Below are 17,494 nucleotides of genomic sequence, written 5' to 3'. Positions count from 1 at the left end.
TCGAGTGACCCGTTCCACAATATGCGCAGAGAAGTGCGCGGATAAGCCGCAGTCTGTGTGCAATCTGCTCACTTGAGCCGCAGTCTGCACAGCGACGCGTAGCATTCTGCGCATGTCGGAGATCACCGAGCTGGAGCGGCGCCTGATCGCCGAGCTGCGCGCCGACGGCCGAGCCCCCATCGCCGCGCTCGCCGAGCGGCTGGGGGTCTCGCGCACCACGATCAGCCGCAGCATCGAGCGCCTGACGGCCCGCGACGTGATCATCGGCTTCACCGTGCGCACCCGCTCGATCACCGACGACGAGGTCCGGGCGATCTCCTTCATCGAGGTCCAGGGCTTCACGACCGATCAGGTGATCAGCTCGCTGCGCGGACTGCCGGAGATCATGGGACTGCACACCACGAACGGCCACTGGGACCTGGTCGCGGAGATCTCCTGCCGGAACCTGCGCGCCTTCGACGACCTGCTGCGCCGGATGCGCTCGATCAAGGGCATCGTGAACTCGGAGACCTCCCTGCTGCTCAGCTCGGTCGTGCGCTGAGCGGAGCACGCGGCCGCCGGGCGGAGCCGGCATATCCCGGCTCCGCCCGGCGGCGGCTGGATGCTGAAGCCCTGAGGGTCAGCGGGACCCGTCGGGATCCCCCGAGGCGCCCCCGCGCGGATCCTCCGGACGGTGCGAGCGCTGGGTGAGCAGCTCCTGACCGGGGCTGGTGCCCACCACGGGATAAGTGCCGGTGTAGCCGTCGCGGGCCGCGGCGATCTCGCGGACGCGATCGCGCACCACGAACCAGCCGATGACCAGGAACGGGATGACGGCCACCATAGCGACCAGGGTGTAGGTGCCCACGGGGTAGTCGAAGGCGATCAGCACCATCACGGCTGCGATGAACGCGATCACGAGCCAGTCGGCGAAGCGGCCGCCCGGGGCCTGGTAGCCAGGGCGGGTGTACTGCCCGAGCTTCACGAGCTGCAGGAACTTCTGGTGGGACATGGCGATCGCCGCCCACGAGGCCATGGTGCCGATCGCCGCGATGTTCAGCACGATCTCGAAGGCCTGCGCGGGGACCCAGAAGTTCAGGGCCACGCCGAACAGCGCCACCACCGCGGTGAGGAGGATGCCGCCCACCGGCACACCGGCCTTGTTCATGGTCCCGGCGAACTTCGGCGCGGAGCCCGCCACCGACATGGAGTGCAGGATGCGACCGGTCGAGTAGATGCCGGCGTTCATGGAGGACATGGCCGCGGTGATCACCACGAGCTGCATGAGCGGACCTGCAGCCTCCACGCCGATCGAGGAGAAGAAGGTCACGAACGGGGACTCGTCGGCGGAGTATGCCGTGTACGGCATGAGCATGCACAGCAGGACCACGGAGCCCACGTAGAAGACCGCGATGCGCAGGATCACGGAGTTGATCGCCCGCGGGATGACCTTCTCCGGATCCTTGGTCTCGCCGGCGGTGGTGCCCACGAGCTCGATGCCGGCGTAGGCGAACACGACGCCCTGCGTGACGATGATGGCCGGGAGGAAGCCGTTCGGGAACAGGCCGCCCTCGCTCGTGATCAGGGAGAAGCCCACCTCCGTCCCCGTGGGGGTTCCGAAGATCACGAAGATGATGCCGATGACCAGGAACAGCAGCAGCGCCCCGACCTTGACCAGGGAGAACCAGAACTCCATCTCGCCGAAGACCTTGACCGAGACGAGGTTCAGAGAGACGACCGCGACGACCACGATCAGCGCCACGACCCACTGCGGGATCTCCCCCAGGAACGCCATGGACTCGTACTGCCCGAACCAGGCGATGTAGATCGCCAGCGCCGTGGCATCCGCGACGGCCGTCATGGCCCAGTTCAGCCAGTAGAGCCAGCCGGAGACGAAGGCCGAGCGCTCCCCGTAGAACTCGCGGGTGTAGGAGACGAACGAGCCCGACGACGGACGGTGCAGCACCAGCTCGCCCAGGGCGCGCAGGATCAGATAGCCGAAGAAGCCGCAGACCGCGTACAGGATGAACAGCGACGGGCCTGCGGTCTCGAGCCGCCCGCCGGCACCCAGGAAGAGCCCGGTGCCGATCGCCGAGCCGATCGCGATCATCTGGAGCTGACGCGCCCCGAGGCCCTTGTGGAAGCCCTCCTGCTCATAGGCGAAGGGATCATCCGGCTGCTGCACCGGGGCATTGCTCTCGTGTGACATGACTGCCTTCTTCTGCTCAGTCGCCATCGGCCCCAGGCGCCGACAAGCACCACGGGGACGGGACGGGAGGGCCGGACGGAACAACCGGTGCAGCAGCGACCGTCATCAGCCGAGATTTAGCGTACATCACAGCTGAGAACGCGCTGCTCCATGATGGACAGCCCCTCCCCCGCACGCCGTGCAGGCGCGCTGGAGAGGGGCTGTCGTCGTTGCGGAGGATCAGCGGTCGTCGCCGTCCGGGCCCTCCAGCGGGCGCGGCGCGAGCTCGTCGTCGCGCATGGCCAGCGTGCCGATCGGGACGAGATCGGTGTAGCTGTCCCGGGTCCGGGAGATCTCCATGACGCGATCGCGCACGACGAACCAGCCGATCACCAGAGCGGGCACGACCACGACGACCACCAGGCCGAGCGTCCAGCTGCCCACGGGGTAGTCGATCGCCATGAGGAAGAGCACCACGACGACGAACCCGACCACGAGCCAGTCGCCGAAGACCCCCAGCGGGCTGCGGAACGACGGGCGCTGGTACAGGCCCTGCTCGGAGAGCTTCACGAACTTCCGGTGCGACATCACGATGGTGACCCAGGCGGCCATCACGCCGACCGCGCCGATGTTCATGACGATCTCGAAGGCCTGCTCCGGCACGAAGATGTTCAGGGCCACGCCGATGAACGCCATGACGGCGGTCAGCAGGATGCCGCCGACCGGGACGCCCTGGGCGTTGATCTTGCCGGCCAGCTTGGGCGCGGAGCCCGCCACGGACATGGAGTGCAGGATGCGACCGGTCGAGTAGATGCCGGCGTTCATGGAGGACATGGCCGCGGTGATCACCACGAGCTGCATGAGCGGGCCGGCCGCGCCAACGTTGATCGAGGAGAAGAACGTCACGAACGGGGACTCGTCGGCGGAGTACGCCGTGAACGGCAGCAGCAGGCACAGCAGCAGGACCGAGCCGCAGTAGAAGACGGCGATGCGGAAGATCACCGAGTTCACCGCGCGCGGGATCTCCTTGTGCGGGTCGGCAGCCTCCCCGGCGGTGGTGCCCACGAGCTCGATGCCCGCGTAGGCGAAGACCACGCCGCCGATCATGACCGCAGCCGGCACGACGCCGCTGGGGAAGAGGCCGCCGTTCTCGGCGATGAGGGAGAACCCGACGGGCGCCCCGGTCGGCGTGCCGAAGAGCACGAAGAAGATGCCCACCACGAGGAAGAGCAGGATGGCGCCGACCTTGATCAGCGAGAACCAGAACTCCATCTCGCCGAAGACCTTCACGGAGACCAGGTTCAGGGACACGACCAGGATCACGACTGCGAATGCGATGGCCCACTGCGGGATCGCAGCGATCCACTCCAGCGGCATGTAGCGGCTGAACCAGCGGAAGTAGAGGGCCAGGGCGGTGGCGTCGGCCACGGCCGTGAAGGACCAGAACATCCAGTAGAGCCAGCCGGAGGCGTAGGCGGCCTTCTCGCCGTAGAACTCGCGGGCGTAGGAGACGAAGGAGCCCGAGGACGGGCGGTGCAGGACCAGCTCGCCCAGGGAGCGCAGCATGAGGTACCCGAAGAACCCGCACAGCGCGTAGAGGAGGAACAGCGACGGGCCGGCCGTGGCCAGGCGACCACCTGCACCCAGGAACAGACCCGTGCCGATGGCCGAGCCGATCGCGATCATCTGGACCTGGCGACCGCTGAGGGACTTGTGGAAGCCCTCCTGCTCGTGGGCGTAGGCGTCCTGCGGGGCAGGATCGGTAGTGGGGTGTGACATGTGCACCTTCTCAAGGTGAGGAGCAGTGATGCCTCGTCCTCGGGGCATTGTTGAGCAGACCGAGACAGTACTCGCCCCGAGACCCATCAGTGACATGAGCCACGAACCTGACTTCACAATATGCACTGAGCGGTAACTCAGGGTTCACCCAGGAATGATCGTCTGGCCTGGTCAGGTGCTCCGGCCGCTCCAGCAGCGGGGCACATCCTCGGCCTCGCAAGGATCCTGCATGTCTGCCCTGAAGCCCTCCCGCGCCTCGTCGCTGTCCGCCGCCGTCGTCGCAGGCGTCGTGGTCACCTCCTCGTTCGTCGTCCCGGCCCAGGCCGTGGAGCCCGCCCCCGGCGCCACTAGCGCCACGGCCACCACCGACCTGCTGTACTTCAACGACTTCCACGGCCGTCTGGACGAGGACCCCGTGGGCTTCGCCGGAGCCATCGAGTCGCAGCGCGGGCCCGAGGACCTCCTGCTCTCGGGCGGGGACAACATCGGCGCCTCGCAGTACACGTCGGCCGCTCAGGACGACAACCCCACGCTGGACATGCTCAACGCGCTCGAGCTGGACGCCTCCGCCGTGGGCAACCACGAGTTCGATCAAGGCCGCGACGACCTCACCGAGCGCGTGGTCGACCGGGCCGAGTTCCCCTACCTGGCCGCCAACGTGCGGGTGGGCTCGGAGACCGGCCCGCTGCTCATGGAGGGCGAGGGCCACGACGGAAATGGCGCCTACGAGCTGTTCGAGCGCGACGGAGTGAGCTTCGCCGTGATCGGTGCGGTCACCCAGGCCACGCCGTCCAAGCTGGCCCCGTCGGCCACGGAGGGCCTGGTCTTCACCGACCCGGTCGCCGAGGTCAACGCGGTGGCCGAGGACCTGGCCGCCTCGGGCGAGGCCGACGTCATCATCGCCGCCTACCACGACGGCTCCGCGAGCCAGACCCAGGCCGAATCGGACCGCTTCTGGACCGAGACCTCCGAGGAAGTCGACGTGATCTTCGGCGGCGACACCCACGCCGAGTACACCGTGAGCGAGGACGTGGACGGCGACGGCACCGACGACCGCGCCTACATGCAGACCGGCTCCTACATGGCGAACCTGGGCAAGGTGGAGGTCGCCTACGACGTCGAGGCCGATGACGTCGACCTGGTCCCCACCCTGACCTCCTACGACGAGTTCATCGCGGGCCAGACCCCCGAGCAGCTCGTGGCCTCCTCGCCGCGCACCGCCGAGGTGGACCGCATCGTCGACGAGGCCACCGCCACAGCGGAGCAGATCGGCTCCACGCCTGCCGGGCAGATCACCGGCGATCTCACCACCGCCTTCACCGGCACCACCCGCGACGACCGCCAGAACGAGTCGGCGCTGGGCAATGCGGTGGCCGAGGGCTTCCGCTCCGAGCTGGCGGAGTCCCACGGCGTGGACATCGGCGTGATCAACCCGGGCGGGCTGCGCAACGAGCTGTACTACGTCGACGACCCGGAGGAGATCATCGACGGCGATGCCGACGGCGTGGTCACCGAGGCCGAGATCAACAACGTCCTGCCCTTCGCCAACAACCTCAACACGGTCGAGCTGACCGGCGCTCAGTTCGAGAAGGCGCTCGAGCAGCAGTGGCAGCCGGAGGGCTCCTCGCGGGCGTTCCTGCACCTGGGGCTGTCGGACAACGTCCAGTACACGATGGACGAGTCCCGCCCCGCAGGTGATCGCATCACCTCGATCACGATCGACGGCCAGCCGCTCGACCCGGCCGCCACCTACACCGTCGGCTCGGTCTCCTTCCTGCTCGAGGGTGGCGACGGCTTCACGGCCTTCACCGAGGGCGGGGCCAGCACCGACACAGGTCGCATCGACCGCGAGGCCTTCCAGGACTACCTCGGCTCCTTCGACGCTCCTCTGGAGCCCGCGTTCGACCGCCGAGCGGTCAACGTCACCGGCTCCACGACCGAGGGCGGCACCACGACCCTCGAGCTCTCCGAGCTGAACATGACCTCGCTGGGAGCGGTCGCCAACGAGACCGTCGAGATCCGGAAGGGCTCGCCGGAGGGCGAGGTCGTGGCCTCCGCCGAGGTCACCGGCGAGCCCGCGAAGGACGCCTCCGGTCAGGTGGGCGGTGCCGCGAGCCTCGAGGTCCAGGTCGCCGATCTGGAGGGCGCGCCCGCCTACCTGGTCGTCTCCCCAGCCGGCACCACTATGCAGCTGCCCGCCGAGCTCTTCGTCGCCGGCGACCCGGAGCCCACACCGGAGCCCACCGATCGCCCGACCTTCGGGCACGGCCGCGACCTGGCCGATCAGCGCAAGGCCGACCGCGGGCGCCCCTCCGGCGATCTGCGCGAGTGGGTGCTCGAGCAGCGCGAGCGCCGCTCGGGTCGCTGAGCCGCAGCCGCCTGCCCAGCTCATCTCCCGGGGCCCGTCGGGAACCCCTCCCGACGGGCCCCTCCCCTCTTTGTCCTCACCCCCTGCCCCCATCCTCCGAAGGGAATCCAGAAATGACTGCCCAGAAGACCCCCCAGCATCGCACCGGGCGCCTGCGCTCGGCCGCTCTTCCCCTGGCCGCCCTGCTGGCCATCCCCGCCGGGCTCAGCACGCTGGCGCCGGCGAGCGCCTCACCGACCGGTGACGAGGTCGTCATCAACGAGGCCTATCTCAGCGGCGGCTCGGCCAACGCGGTCTACTCGCACAAGTTCGTGGAGCTCTACAATCCCTCCGGCGCCCCCGTGAGCCTGGACGGCTGGTCGCTGCAGTACCGCTCCGCGACCGGAACAGCGGGGACGTCGAACACCGTGCGCCTGTCCGGGACCATCCAGCCCGGCGAGCACTTCCTGGTCAGCGGAGCCTCCAACGGCACCAACGGGGCAGCGCTGCCCCAGGCCGATGTGGAGGCCGGCGGCAGCCTGAACCCGTCTGGCACCCGCGGCACCCTGGTGCTCTCCAACGGCTCCCAGCCCCTGAGCCTGCCGACCGGCTCCGTCGTGGAGGGCACGGCGGGCGCGGAGTCGGTCGTGGACCTGCTGGGCTACGGCGACTCCAACACCTTCGAGTCCGCCGGGGCCACCAGCCCGTCGTCGAACTCCGACCCGCGCTCCCTGAACCGCACCGGCGCGGTGGACACCGACGACAACTCCGCCGACTTCTCGCTGTCGACGCAGGTCACCCCGGCCTCAGGCGACGGCTCCGAGACGCCGGATCCGGAGCCGACTCCCGATCCCGAGCCGGGACCGGCCCAGGAGCTGTCGATCGCCGAGATCCAGGGAGAGGGCGAGACCACTCCGTACCAGGACCAGCAGGTCTCCACCCGCGGCGTGGTCACCGCCGTCTACGCGACCGGCGGGCTGAACGGCTATCAGATCCAGACCGAGGGAACAGGCGGCGATCTGGGCGAGGACCACGGCGCCTCGCACGGAATCTTCGTCTACGCCCCCGAGGCCCTCGACGCGGCCCAGCTCGGCGATCACGTGGAGGTCACCGGGACGGCGAACGAGTTCTACGGCCAGACCCAGATCTCCGTTCCGGCCGATGGCATCGAGGTGCTCACCGCCCCGGCCGAGGCCGTCAAGCCGGCAGAGACTGCTTGGCCCGCCGACGAGGCCTCCCGCGAGCAGCTCGAAGGCATGCTGCTGCAGCCCACCGGAGAATTCACGGTCTCGGACAACTACAGCCTGAACTCCTACGGCGAGATCGGGCTGGCCTCCGGCGAGGGCCCGCTGCGCACACCGACTGACGTGGCCCCGCACGGCTCCGCCGAGGCCGCCGCGGTCGAGGCCGACAATGCCGCCCGCGGCGTCCTGCTCGACGACGGCTCGACGTGGAATTACACGAATCTGGAGCGCTACGGCGATCAGCCGCTGCCTTACCTCACCCTGGAGAATCCGGTGCGCACGGGCTCGACCGTCAGCTTCGATCAGCCGGTCGTGCTGGGCTACGGCCACGATGCCTGGCGCTTCCAGCCGCTCGAGCAGGTCACGGGAGACACCCCCGAAGCCGTGCCCGCCGTGTTCGAGAACGACCGGTCGGAGCATGCCGCCCCGGCCTCCGTGGGCGGCGACTACACGCTGGGCACGTTCAACGTGCTCAACTACTTCACCTCTCTGGGCGAGGACGAGCCCGGCTGCGAGGCCTACACGGACCGCGCGGGCGACCCCACGACCGCCGACTACTGCGACGTGCGCGGGGCCTACGACCAGGACTCGTTCGCCCAGCAGCAGGACAAGATCGTCGCGGCGATCAACGGCCTGGACTCCTCGGTGGTCTCGCTCGAGGAGATCGAGAACTCCGCCGCCTTCGGCAAGGACCGCGATCAGGCCCTGTCCGCCCTGGTGGATGCCCTGAACGCGGACGCCGGCACGCAGAAGTGGGACTACGTCCCCTCCCCCGCCGAGGTCCCTGCCGCAGAGGACGTCATCCGCACCGGGTTCATCTACCAGCCGGGCGAGGTCGAGACCGTGGGCGAGTCAGTGATCCACGTCGACGAGGCGAACTTCGACAACGCCCGAGAGCCGCTGGCCCAGGAGTTCCGCCCCGTGGGCGGCACCGAGGCCGATGACTTCGCCGTCGTCGTGAACCACTTCAAGTCCAAGGGCGGCTCCGGCTCCGGCGACAACGCCGACACCGGGCAGGGCTCCTGGAACGGCGACCGCACCCGCCAGGCCGAGTCCATGCAGGGCTTCGCCGAGTCCTTCTCCGAGAAGGCCGATACCGAGCGCACGTTCCTCGTGGGCGACTTCAACTCCTACACCCACGAGGACCCCATGCTCGGGCTCTACGAGGACGGGTACGTGAACCTGGCTCCGGAGGGCCAGCACAGCTACTCGTTCGACGGGCAGGCCGGCTCGCTGGACCACGTCCTGGCCTCCCCGGCTGCCGCCGAGGCCGTGACGGGGTCGGACATCTGGGAGATCAACGCGAACGAGTCCGTGGGCATGGAGTACTCGCGGGCGAACTACAACGTGGTGGATCTCTACGCTCCGGATCAGTTCCGCGCCTCGGACCACAACCCGGCCCTGGTGGGGATCGCACTGAGCGGGTCGGAGGAGCCCTCGCCCGAGCCCACTGATCCGACGGACCCGACCGATCCTTCGCCGGAGCCCAGCCCTGAACCCACCGATCAGCCGACCTTCGGGCACGGCCGCGATCTGGCCGAGGAGCGCAAGTCCGAGCGCGGCCGCCCGTCCGGCGATCTGCGCGAGTGGGTCCAGCAGCAGCGGGACCGCTTCACCTCGACCCGCTGATCCGCCCCGCCACTTCTCTCGCGCCTGCGTGCGCGGATGCGTCGCCACCCCGCGAACGGCGCATCCGGTCACGCAGGCGCGGGATCGTGCCCGAGTGGGCTGACGAGGGAGGCTCAGTCCAGGATCTGCTGCGCGGCGCGGTCGGCGTCGGCCAGGGTGCGGGCACCCAGCTCGGCCGGGGCATCGGCCTCGGCGGCGATCGCGGTGCCCCACTGCACCGAGGTCAGCTGCAGCCCCAGCACCCACACGCCCTCCTGGACCCGGTCATCCGTGCCGATCGTGCGGTAGGGGATCTCCGAGACGTCCAGGCCCGCACCGGGCATCCGCACGGCGCCGTCGCGGGTGTCCATGGGCTTGGAGCGCACCAGCCCTGCGTCGTGCATGGACTGCAGCAGCGGCGAGATGTTGCGCCGGACCTCGTTGGGCGGGGACATCGCCTCGAGCATGATGCCCGCCCGGTACGGCTCGGCGGCCACCCACGGGGAGCTGGCCTCGAAGCAGCCGCGCTCGTCGTCCACCCGGAACACCGGATCGGGCCCCAGGAAGCGCACCACATCGGCCCGGGCCAGCGCCGCCAGCTGACGGATCCGCAGAGCGGGCGGCCCCGAGCTCAGCCCCTCGACCAGCGGCGCGAACGTGCGCAGGAGCTCGTCGTGCCAGGAGGCATCGATCAGCCCCACCTCGGCGATGATCTGCTTGAGCAGGGTGCGCGACCAGTTCAGCGACGAGAAGGCCATCTTGGCCGGGTCGTCCTCACCCTGGGCTGAGCCTGCGGCATCGCGGTCCAGCAGATGCACGACGGCGGCCGCATACTCCTCGTGCGAGCCGAAGTCCTCCCCGCGGAAGGGCTTGGCCGACCGCACGGGGTCGAAGCGCTCGGGAGCCGGCACCGCGCTCTGCACGAGGCGCTCGAGGCGCACCTCCCACGGCAGCCCCTCGGCGGTGTCCTCGGCCAGGCGCTCCTGCGAGTCCTGGGCCCACTCGCGCTCGGCACCCCTGCGGGCGGCCGGTGCGGTGCGCGCGGGCTCGGAGGGGGCGTCGTCGTCGGGAACCCCCAGCGCCCGGTCGAGCTCGACCAGGAAGTCCTCGGCGGGCATGCCCAGGCGATCGGCGTGCACGCGCGCGTACGTGCGGTAGTAAGTGCGGTGGGCATCCCGCAGCACCAGCGGCAGCAGGACGCGCTCGAAGGACAGCGGGCCCTGGCCCCTGAGCTGCTCGATCGTCTCCGGGGTCAGGAAGCGGTGCTCCAGGCTGCGGGCGTAGTAGGAGCCGATCTCCGGCTTGGCGCGGTACGGCGTCCCACGGCGCGAGCCCGCCACCACGAAGGGCTCCTGGCCGGAGGGCCGGTAGACCAGCCGGTCGGTGCCGTCGTCGGCGGGCTCGAACACGCCGCCGCGGCCCTCGGTGACCTCGGCCAGGACGTCGTGGAAGTTCAGGCCCATGCCGCGCACGAGCACGGTCTCACCCGGCGGCAGCGTGTCCCAGTGGCCGTCGGCCGGGACGACCGGCGGACGGTAGTCCAGCCCGTTCTGGGCAGCGCCGTCCACGAGCTCCTTCTGCCCCCGGCTCAGGTGCGCGTCCAGGTGGCCCAGGGCGAGCACCACATGATCGGCCAGCAGCTCCTGCTGACCGCCGATCTCCACGGCGTAGCGGTGCCGACCGGTCTCGACCCGGCGCGCGGCCACGGCCTCGTCGCGGTGCACCCTCAGCTCGACCGTGGCCGGCGCGTTCTCGACGACGGTGCGGAAGACCCACTCCAGGTAGGCGCCGTACAGCCGCCGCTGCGGGAAGTCCGCAGCCCCCAGCTGCTGCAGCGCCTCCCGGTTCTGCTCGTCCAGCTCCACCGGCAGGCCCCGCTCGACGATCGCCCGACGCCAGCCGTCGAAGCTCATCCCGCGCAGCGGCTCCAGCGGCGGCACCTCCAGGGCGCCGTCGGCCGCGATCACGGTGGGGAACAGCGACGGGGTGTTCATCAGGAACCGCGGCGACTGCCGGGTGCGCCACACGTGGCCCGCCCCCGGAGGGAACGGGTCCACGACGTCGACCTTCACCCGCCGCCCCGTGGCCGCCGCATGCGCCACGACCCGCTCGAGCGCTGAGAGCCCTCGCGGCCCGCAGCCCACGATGACCACACGGGGCACGGGGCGGGAGCGGGGCTCGTCGTCAGGGGTCTCGGTGGGGTGCATCGGTGGGGTCATCGTCCCAGCATAGGAACTGCAGACCCTGCCTGAGGCCCCGGAGCCGGGCCCTAGGGTGGGACCATGACCGAGACCCCTGCTGAAGACCCTGTCGACGACCTCCTGTGGCTCGAAGAGATCCACGGCGAGCCCGCTCTCGAGTGGGTGCGCGAGCAGAACGAGCGCAGCGAATCCTTGCTGCTGACCCCGCAGCTCGAGCGCCTCGAGGCCGCCGCGCTCGAGGTCATGGACTCCGATGACCGCATCCCCATGGTCTCCAAGCACGGCGAGCACTACTACGGCTTCTGGCGCGATGCCGAGCACCCGCGCGGGCTGTTCCGCCGCACGACCTGGGAGTCATGGCTCAGCGACGACCCGCAGTGGGACGTGCTCCTGGACCTGGACGTGCTGGCCGAGGCCGAGGGCGTCCCCTGGGTCTGGGGCGGTGTGCGGCTGCTGCGCCCCCAGCACACCGAGGGCCAGTGGCGACGCATGCTGATCGCCCTGTCCCCGGACGGCGGCGACGCCCGCCGCTACCGCGAGTTCGATCTGCTCTCGCGCAGGTTCGTCCCCGCCGACGAGGGCGGCTTCGACCTTCCGGCGGCCAAGACCTCGGTCTCCTGGCTCGACGCGGACACGCTCTATGTCGGCACGGACACCGGTCCGGGCTCGACCACGACGTCGTCGTACCCGGCCCAGGTGCGCCGGCTGTCACGCGGGCAGGAGCTGGCCGAGGCGCCCGTCGTGTTCTCGGTGCCCGCCGATCACGTCCAGGCGTGGGTGGGCCGCGATCACACGGAGGGCTTCGAGCGCACCGTGGCCGTGGATGCGATCGACTTCTTCCGCTCGAGGACCTCTCTGCTGGATGAGGCTCGCGGCGGTGAGCCGGCGCTGATCGACGTCCCCGAGACCGTCGAGGCCGACCCGCACCGGCAGTGGCTGCTGCTGCGGCCGCAGGAGACCTGGGGCGACTACGCGCCCGGCACGCTGCTGGTGGCCGAGCTCGAGAGCTTCCTGGCCGGCGACCGCTCCCTGACGGTCGTCTTCGCCCCGGATGAGCACACGAGTCTGCAGGGCTGGTCGTGGACCGCCTCGCACCTGGTGCTGCAGCTGCTCTCGGACGTCTCCTCCGAGATCCGCGTGATCGAGCCCGGTACCTGGCGATCCGAGCCCATGCAGGGAACCGGCGAGCACCGCTCCACGGCGGTGTGGGCCGTCGACGACGAGGACCCCGTGGCCGGCGACGACGTCTGGGTCTCCACGAGCGGCTTCCTGACCCCCACGACGATCCTGCGCGGCACCCTGGAGCAGTCGCTGCCGCGTCCGCTCAAGCAGGCGCCGTCGTTCTTCGACGCCTCCGGGCTGAGCGTCGAGCAGCACTGGGCCGTCTCCGACGACGGAACCCGCATCCCGTACTACCAGGTGGGCCCCTCGGACCTGCCGCTGGACGGCCGCAATCCCACGCTGCTGTCCGGCTACGGCGGCTTCGAGGTCTCGCGCACCCCCGGCTACTCCGGGGTGATCGGGCGGTCGTGGCTCACCCGGAAGGTCGAGGCCTCAGGCGCGGGCGGGGCCGCACCCGGCCGCACGGGCGTCTACGTCATCGCGAACATCCGCGGCGGCGGCGAGTACGGACCCTCATGGCACCGGGCTGCCCTGCAGTCGCAGCGCCACCGCGCCTACGAGGACTTCGCAGCTGTGGCCCGCGATCTGCACGAGCGCGGCGTGAGCTCCCCGTCCACGCTGGCATGCGCCGGCGGCTCGAACGGCGGGCTGCTGGTGGGCAACATGCTCACCGCGTATCCGGAGCTCTTCGCAGGCATCTCGTGCGGCGTGCCGCTGCTGGACATGCGCCGCTACACGAGGCTGTCGGCGGGGACGTCGTGGATCGCGGAGTACGGCGATCCGGAGGACCCGGAGCAGTGGCAGTGGCTGCGCACGTTCTCCCCGTACCACCTGGTCGAATCGGGGCGGCAGTACCCGCCGGTGCTGTTCTGGACCGCCACGAGCGACGATCGCGTGGGACCCGTGCAGGCGCGCAAGATGGCCGAGCGGATGCTGCGGCAGGGCCACGAGCGGGTCTGGTTCCACGAGACGCTCGAGGGCGGGCACGCAGGCGCCGGCGACAACCGCCAGGCCGCCCGCTCGCACGCGCTGTCCTACGACTTCATGTGGCGAGCGGTGACCGCCACCCTCTGACCCTCCCCCCTCCCCACTCGGCGGGGGTGAGGGGGCACACGGGAACCGGCCGGTCTGGGGCGAGGATCGGGTCCTCGACCGGCTCAGGACTCGTTGCGGTACCACTCAGGAAGCGGCTCGAGGCCCAGACGGGTCTGGTCTCCGGGCCGGGTGAGGGTCAGCAGCGCGCGCTGCACCACAGGCTCCTGCTCGAGCAGATCTTCGACGGCCTGGACCCGGGCGCGCAGCTCGGACTCCCGGACATCGCCGGTCACGTCCACGGAGGCCACGACGAACAGCCTGTCGGCACCGACCCACTCGGTGTGCAGCAAGCTCACGGACTCGATGTCGGGGTGCTCGAGGAGGATCGAGAGCAGGCGGTTGCGCCCGCGCGGGCTGCCGCCCTCGCCGGTGAGCAGCTGGACATTGCGCCGGATCAGCACGACCGCCACGACCCCCAGCAGCACGCCGACCAGGATGGAGCCCAGGGCATCCCACATCGCGTTGCCGGTGAACTGATGCATGACCATCCCGCCTGCTGCGATCAGCAGGCCGACGAGCGCGGCCGAGTCCTCGGCGAACACCGCACGCAGCATCGAGTCCGAGGTGGTGCGGATGTAGCGCAGTGGGCTGACGCGGCGGGCATGGGAGCCGGAACGGGCCTGGCGCAGCGCCTGCAGGAACGACGTCCCCTCGAGCACGAATGACACGACGAGCACCAGATAGGCCCAGCCGTAGCCGCCGTCCTCGCCCTCGCCGCCCAAGGACTGGATGCCGTGCCAGATCGAGACCCCGGAGCCCACGGCGAACAGGCCGATCGCAGCGAACATCGCCCAGACGTACCCGGCACGGCCGTAGCCCAGCGGGTGGGAGGCATCCGGGGCCCGACGCGAGCGCCGCTCGCCCACCAGCAGGAAGATCTCATTGCCCGTGTCGGCCCAGGAGTGGGCAGCCTCCGCGACCATCGAGGCCGATCCGCTCAGCGCGGCGACCGTGGACTTGGCCAGGGCCACCAGCAGGTTGGCCGCGAAAGCCAGGACGACGGTGAACGAGCTGCCGCCGCTGTCCTGCGATCCGGACTGCCCGTGGTGCTCGGACGAGGACGGATGATCAGCTGCTGTGCTCACGCCGATGCTCCTTGTCGGAAGGCCAGATGGGGTCCGCGTCGACGAAAAAACGACCCCCGTGTCGCCACGGGGGTCGTCCTGCCGCCTCTGACGAGGCTGATGCAGCGGAGACGGGGGGATTTGAACCCCCGATCCAGGTTTCCCCGGATCCTTCATTAGCAGTGAAGTCCATTCGGCCGCTCTGGCACGTCTCCATGCTGTCGTGGCAGAGGGTGCACGGCGGCACTCTCCTGATCAAACAGCGAACGACACTCTAATGGCCCCTACGGGCAGGGTCAAAGCGCATGCTCTGACCCTGTCGACGTGCGGCCGCCGACCAGCGCGGAAGCCCTGCCCCCGATGAGGAACGGCGCCGGCTCAGCCGCGCGAGGCCAGCACGAACGGCAGGACGGGCCCGGAGCCGGCTCGGCGCAGCGCACGGGCGGCCACGGTCAGGGTCCATCGGCTGTCCACGAGATCGTCGATCAGCAGCACGGGTTGGCCCTGCAGCTGGTCGAGCCCCTGCTGGATCTGCGGAGTGACGATAAAGCGCTCCCACACAGCCGCCAGCCGATACGCCCCGTTGCCCCCTGAGCCCTGCCGCGGGTGCCCCTCCGCCAGCCCGAGCTGCCCGAGCAGCGGCATCCGCCCGGCCTGGGACAGACCTTGGGCGAGCGAGGAGACCAGCTGCGGCCGCGACAGCGACGGCATGGCCACGATGCCGGCCGGACGGCGCTGCCAGTCCCAGGCGGCCAGGACTTCGATCGCCGCCTTGCCCAGGGCGGGATCGACCTGCTGATCGACGGGGCAGCCTTCGGCGTCGTCGTGGAAGATCTCCCGCAGCCGGTTGCCCCAGCCCAGATCGGTCAGGCGCGCGACCGCACGGCCGTTCTCCGCCCGTTCCTCCTCCGGGATCCGGCCCTTGACCTGCACGCCGAGCCGGTCCATGCCGGTGGGCCACTGCGCCCGCGGCTCGATCAGCACCCCGACCTTCTGCAGCGAGGACGTGGCCGCCTGCGAGGCCTCTCCGCTGACGTGATCTGAGTACCAGGGCCCCGCGCAGTTGTCGCACCGTCCGCAGGGCTCCGCGTGGGGGTCGTCGAGCTGCTCTATCAGCATCTGCATGCGGCACCTGGAGCTGTTCTGGTAGTCGAGCATGGCGTTCTGCTCGTCCACCCGGGCTCGGCGGATGCGGTCGTAGCGCTCGGAGTCGTAGTGCCAGGGCTGACCGGTGACCTGCCAGCCGCCCTGCACCTGCTCGACCGCCCCGTCCACGGCCAGGACCTTCAGCAGCAGAGTCAGCGGGGTGCGCTTGATGTCCACGCGCGCCTCCAGCGCCCCCGGCCCCAGCGGCCCGCCGTGCTGCTCGAGCGCGGTGAGCACAGCAGTGGCCTTGGCCTCGGTGGGCATGGAGGCCGTGGCGAAGTACTCCCAGATCTCCCGGTCCTCGCTGCCGGGCAGCAGCAGGACATCCGCGCGGTCCGTGGCACGACCGGCACGACCGACCTGCTGGTAGTACGCAACCGGGGACGACGGCGCCCCCAGGTGGATCACGAAGCCCAGATCCGGCTTGTCGAAGCCCATGCCCAGCGCCGAGGTGGCCACGAGCGCCTTGACCCGGTTGTCCTTGAGCTCCTGCTCGAGCTGCTCGCGCTCCGAGGGGTCCGTTCGCCCGGTGTAGGAGCGGACGTCGTGCCCGGCGTCCCGCAGCGCCTGGGTGGTGTCCTCCGCCGCCCCGATGGTCAGGGCGTAGATGATCCCAGAGCCCTGCATCTGCCCCAGGTGCTCGATCAGCCAGGCCAGGCGCACGGTGTTCGACGGCATCCGCAGCACCCCCAGGCGCAGGGAATCGCGGGCCAGCGGGCCCCGCAGCGTCAGCACGGGCTCGCGCTGCGCGTCCACGATCCCCACACCGAGCTGCTCCTCGACATCGTGCACGACGCGCTCATTGGCCGTGGCGGTGGTGGCCAGCACGGGCACGGTGCTGGGCAGCTGGGCGATCAGGTCACGGATCCGGCGGTAGTCCGGGCGGAAGTCATGGCCCCAGTCCGAGATGCAGTGGGCCTCATCCACCACGAGCAGCCCCATGCGCCGCACGAGATCCGGCAGCTGCTCCTGCCGGAAGCGCGCGTTGTTGAGCCGCTCCGGTGACACGAGCAGGACGTCGATCTCATCCCGGCCCAGCTGCTCGAGGATCTGTCCCCACTCGGTGGCATTGGCGGAGCTGATGGAGGCGGCGCGCACGCCGGCCCGCTCGGCGGCGGCGACCTGGTCGCGCATGAGCGCCAGCAGCGGCGAGACGATCAGCGTGGGGCCTGCCCCGCGGGCGCGCAGCAGCAGGGACGCGATGAAGTAGACGGCGGACTTGCCCCAGCCCGTGCGCTGCACGACCAGAGCCCGACGGGAATTCGCCACCAGCGCGGAGATGGCCTGGAACTGGCCCGGGTGGAAGACGGCATCCGGGCGGCCGGTCAGCGCGCGCAGCAGCTCGAGGGCCTCCGACTCGAGTCCGGAGACGTCATCAGCTGGGCGGAGTTGCTGAGTCATGCCGGAAGTCTCCCGTGCGGCTCCGACAGCACAAGGAGCACAACGTCGCGCTGATGGGCAGGAGAGGGTCCGGGCATGAAAGCGGGCCGGGTCCGGCCCCCCGACCGAACCCGGCCCAGAGCCCGACCGCAGAGACCACTCGGGCTGCTGCAGCTGAGCTCAACCGGCGCGCCGCACCCCCCGATGCTGCGCGCCGACGGACCCGATGGCGGGATCTCGCGGCGGGGCCGGAGATCCTGCACTGTCGGATCACTCCATATATGGTCCTCTGCACGGGGCCATCCGTGAAATGAGCAGTGAAGCAACCTGACTTCTCATGA

Annotated in this window: 9 protein-coding genes and 1 tRNA gene; 4 read left to right on the top strand and 6 right to left on the bottom strand. The window is 70.2% G+C overall.

Going from position 1 to position 17,494, the window contains the following annotated elements; genetic code table 11:
- Positions 1–112 precede the first annotated feature (112 nt).
- Positions 113–541 (top strand): Lrp/AsnC family transcriptional regulator, encoded by a 429-nt coding sequence (locus QSJ40_RS11305; protein ID WP_006214701.1) that lies wholly within the window; start codon positions 113–115, stop codon positions 539–541.
- Positions 542–619: 78 nt separating this feature from the next.
- Here QSJ40_RS11305 and QSJ40_RS11300 read toward each other — a convergent pair whose 3' ends face one another.
- Together QSJ40_RS11300 and QSJ40_RS11295 are read right to left on the bottom strand one after the other, a co-directional pair.
- Positions 620–2,188, bottom strand: a complete 1,569-nt coding sequence (locus QSJ40_RS11300; RefSeq protein WP_285731008.1) for an amino acid permease — start codon at positions 2,186–2,188, stop codon at positions 620–622.
- 219 nt (positions 2,189–2,407) lie between these two features.
- Entirely contained in the window at positions 2,408–3,946 is a 1,539-nt protein-coding gene (locus tag QSJ40_RS11295) for an amino acid permease (protein WP_285731006.1), read from the bottom strand.
- A 229-nt stretch (positions 3,947–4,175) separates the two neighbouring features.
- Here QSJ40_RS11295 and QSJ40_RS11290 point away from each other — a divergent pair, with 229 nt between their 5' ends.
- Together QSJ40_RS11290 and QSJ40_RS11285 are read left to right on the top strand one after the other, a co-directional pair.
- Positions 4,176–6,314: a bifunctional metallophosphatase/5'-nucleotidase gene (locus QSJ40_RS11290; protein ID WP_285731004.1), complete on the top strand. Its 2,139-nt coding sequence runs from the start codon at positions 4,176–4,178 to the stop codon at positions 6,312–6,314.
- Positions 6,315–6,427: 113 nt separating this feature from the next.
- A complete protein-coding gene (locus tag QSJ40_RS11285) occupies positions 6,428–9,166 on the top strand; it encodes an ExeM/NucH family extracellular endonuclease (RefSeq protein WP_285731003.1) in 2,739 nt (912 codons plus the stop codon).
- 113 nt (positions 9,167–9,279) lie between these two features.
- On the opposite strand, the gene QSJ40_RS11280 is transcribed toward QSJ40_RS11285, so the two are convergent.
- A complete protein-coding gene (locus QSJ40_RS11280) occupies positions 9,280–11,364 on the bottom strand; it encodes an FAD/NAD(P)-binding protein (RefSeq protein WP_285731002.1) in 2,085 nt (694 codons plus the stop codon).
- A 63-nt stretch (positions 11,365–11,427) separates the two neighbouring features.
- On the opposite strand from QSJ40_RS11280, the gene QSJ40_RS11275 reads away from it, so the two are divergent.
- A complete protein-coding gene (locus QSJ40_RS11275; protein WP_285731001.1) occupies positions 11,428–13,542 on the top strand; it encodes a prolyl oligopeptidase family serine peptidase in 2,115 nt (704 codons plus the stop codon).
- Positions 13,543–13,625: 83 nt separating this feature from the next.
- Here QSJ40_RS11275 and QSJ40_RS11270 read toward each other — a convergent pair whose 3' ends face one another.
- The 3 genes from QSJ40_RS11270 to QSJ40_RS11260 form a co-directional block, all read right to left on the bottom strand.
- Positions 13,626–14,648, bottom strand: a complete 1,023-nt coding sequence (locus QSJ40_RS11270; RefSeq protein ID WP_285731000.1) for a cation diffusion facilitator family transporter — start codon at positions 14,646–14,648, stop codon at positions 13,626–13,628.
- Between the two features lie 105 nt (positions 14,649–14,753).
- Positions 14,754–14,842, bottom strand: a tRNA-Ser gene (locus QSJ40_RS11265).
- Positions 14,843–15,005: 163 nt separating this feature from the next.
- Complete coding sequence (locus tag QSJ40_RS11260; RefSeq protein WP_285730999.1) at positions 15,006–17,174, bottom strand: RecQ family ATP-dependent DNA helicase; 2,169 nt, start codon at positions 17,172–17,174, stop codon at positions 15,006–15,008.
- Positions 17,175–17,494: the final 320 nt, after the last annotated feature.

It is taken from the genome of Kocuria sp. NBRC 114282 (assembly GCF_030268385.1).
Taxonomy (GTDB): domain Bacteria; phylum Actinomycetota; class Actinomycetes; order Actinomycetales; family Micrococcaceae; genus Kocuria; species Kocuria palustris.
Note: the sequence above shows the minus strand (reverse complement) of the source record. Positions and strands in the feature narration are given on the sequence as shown.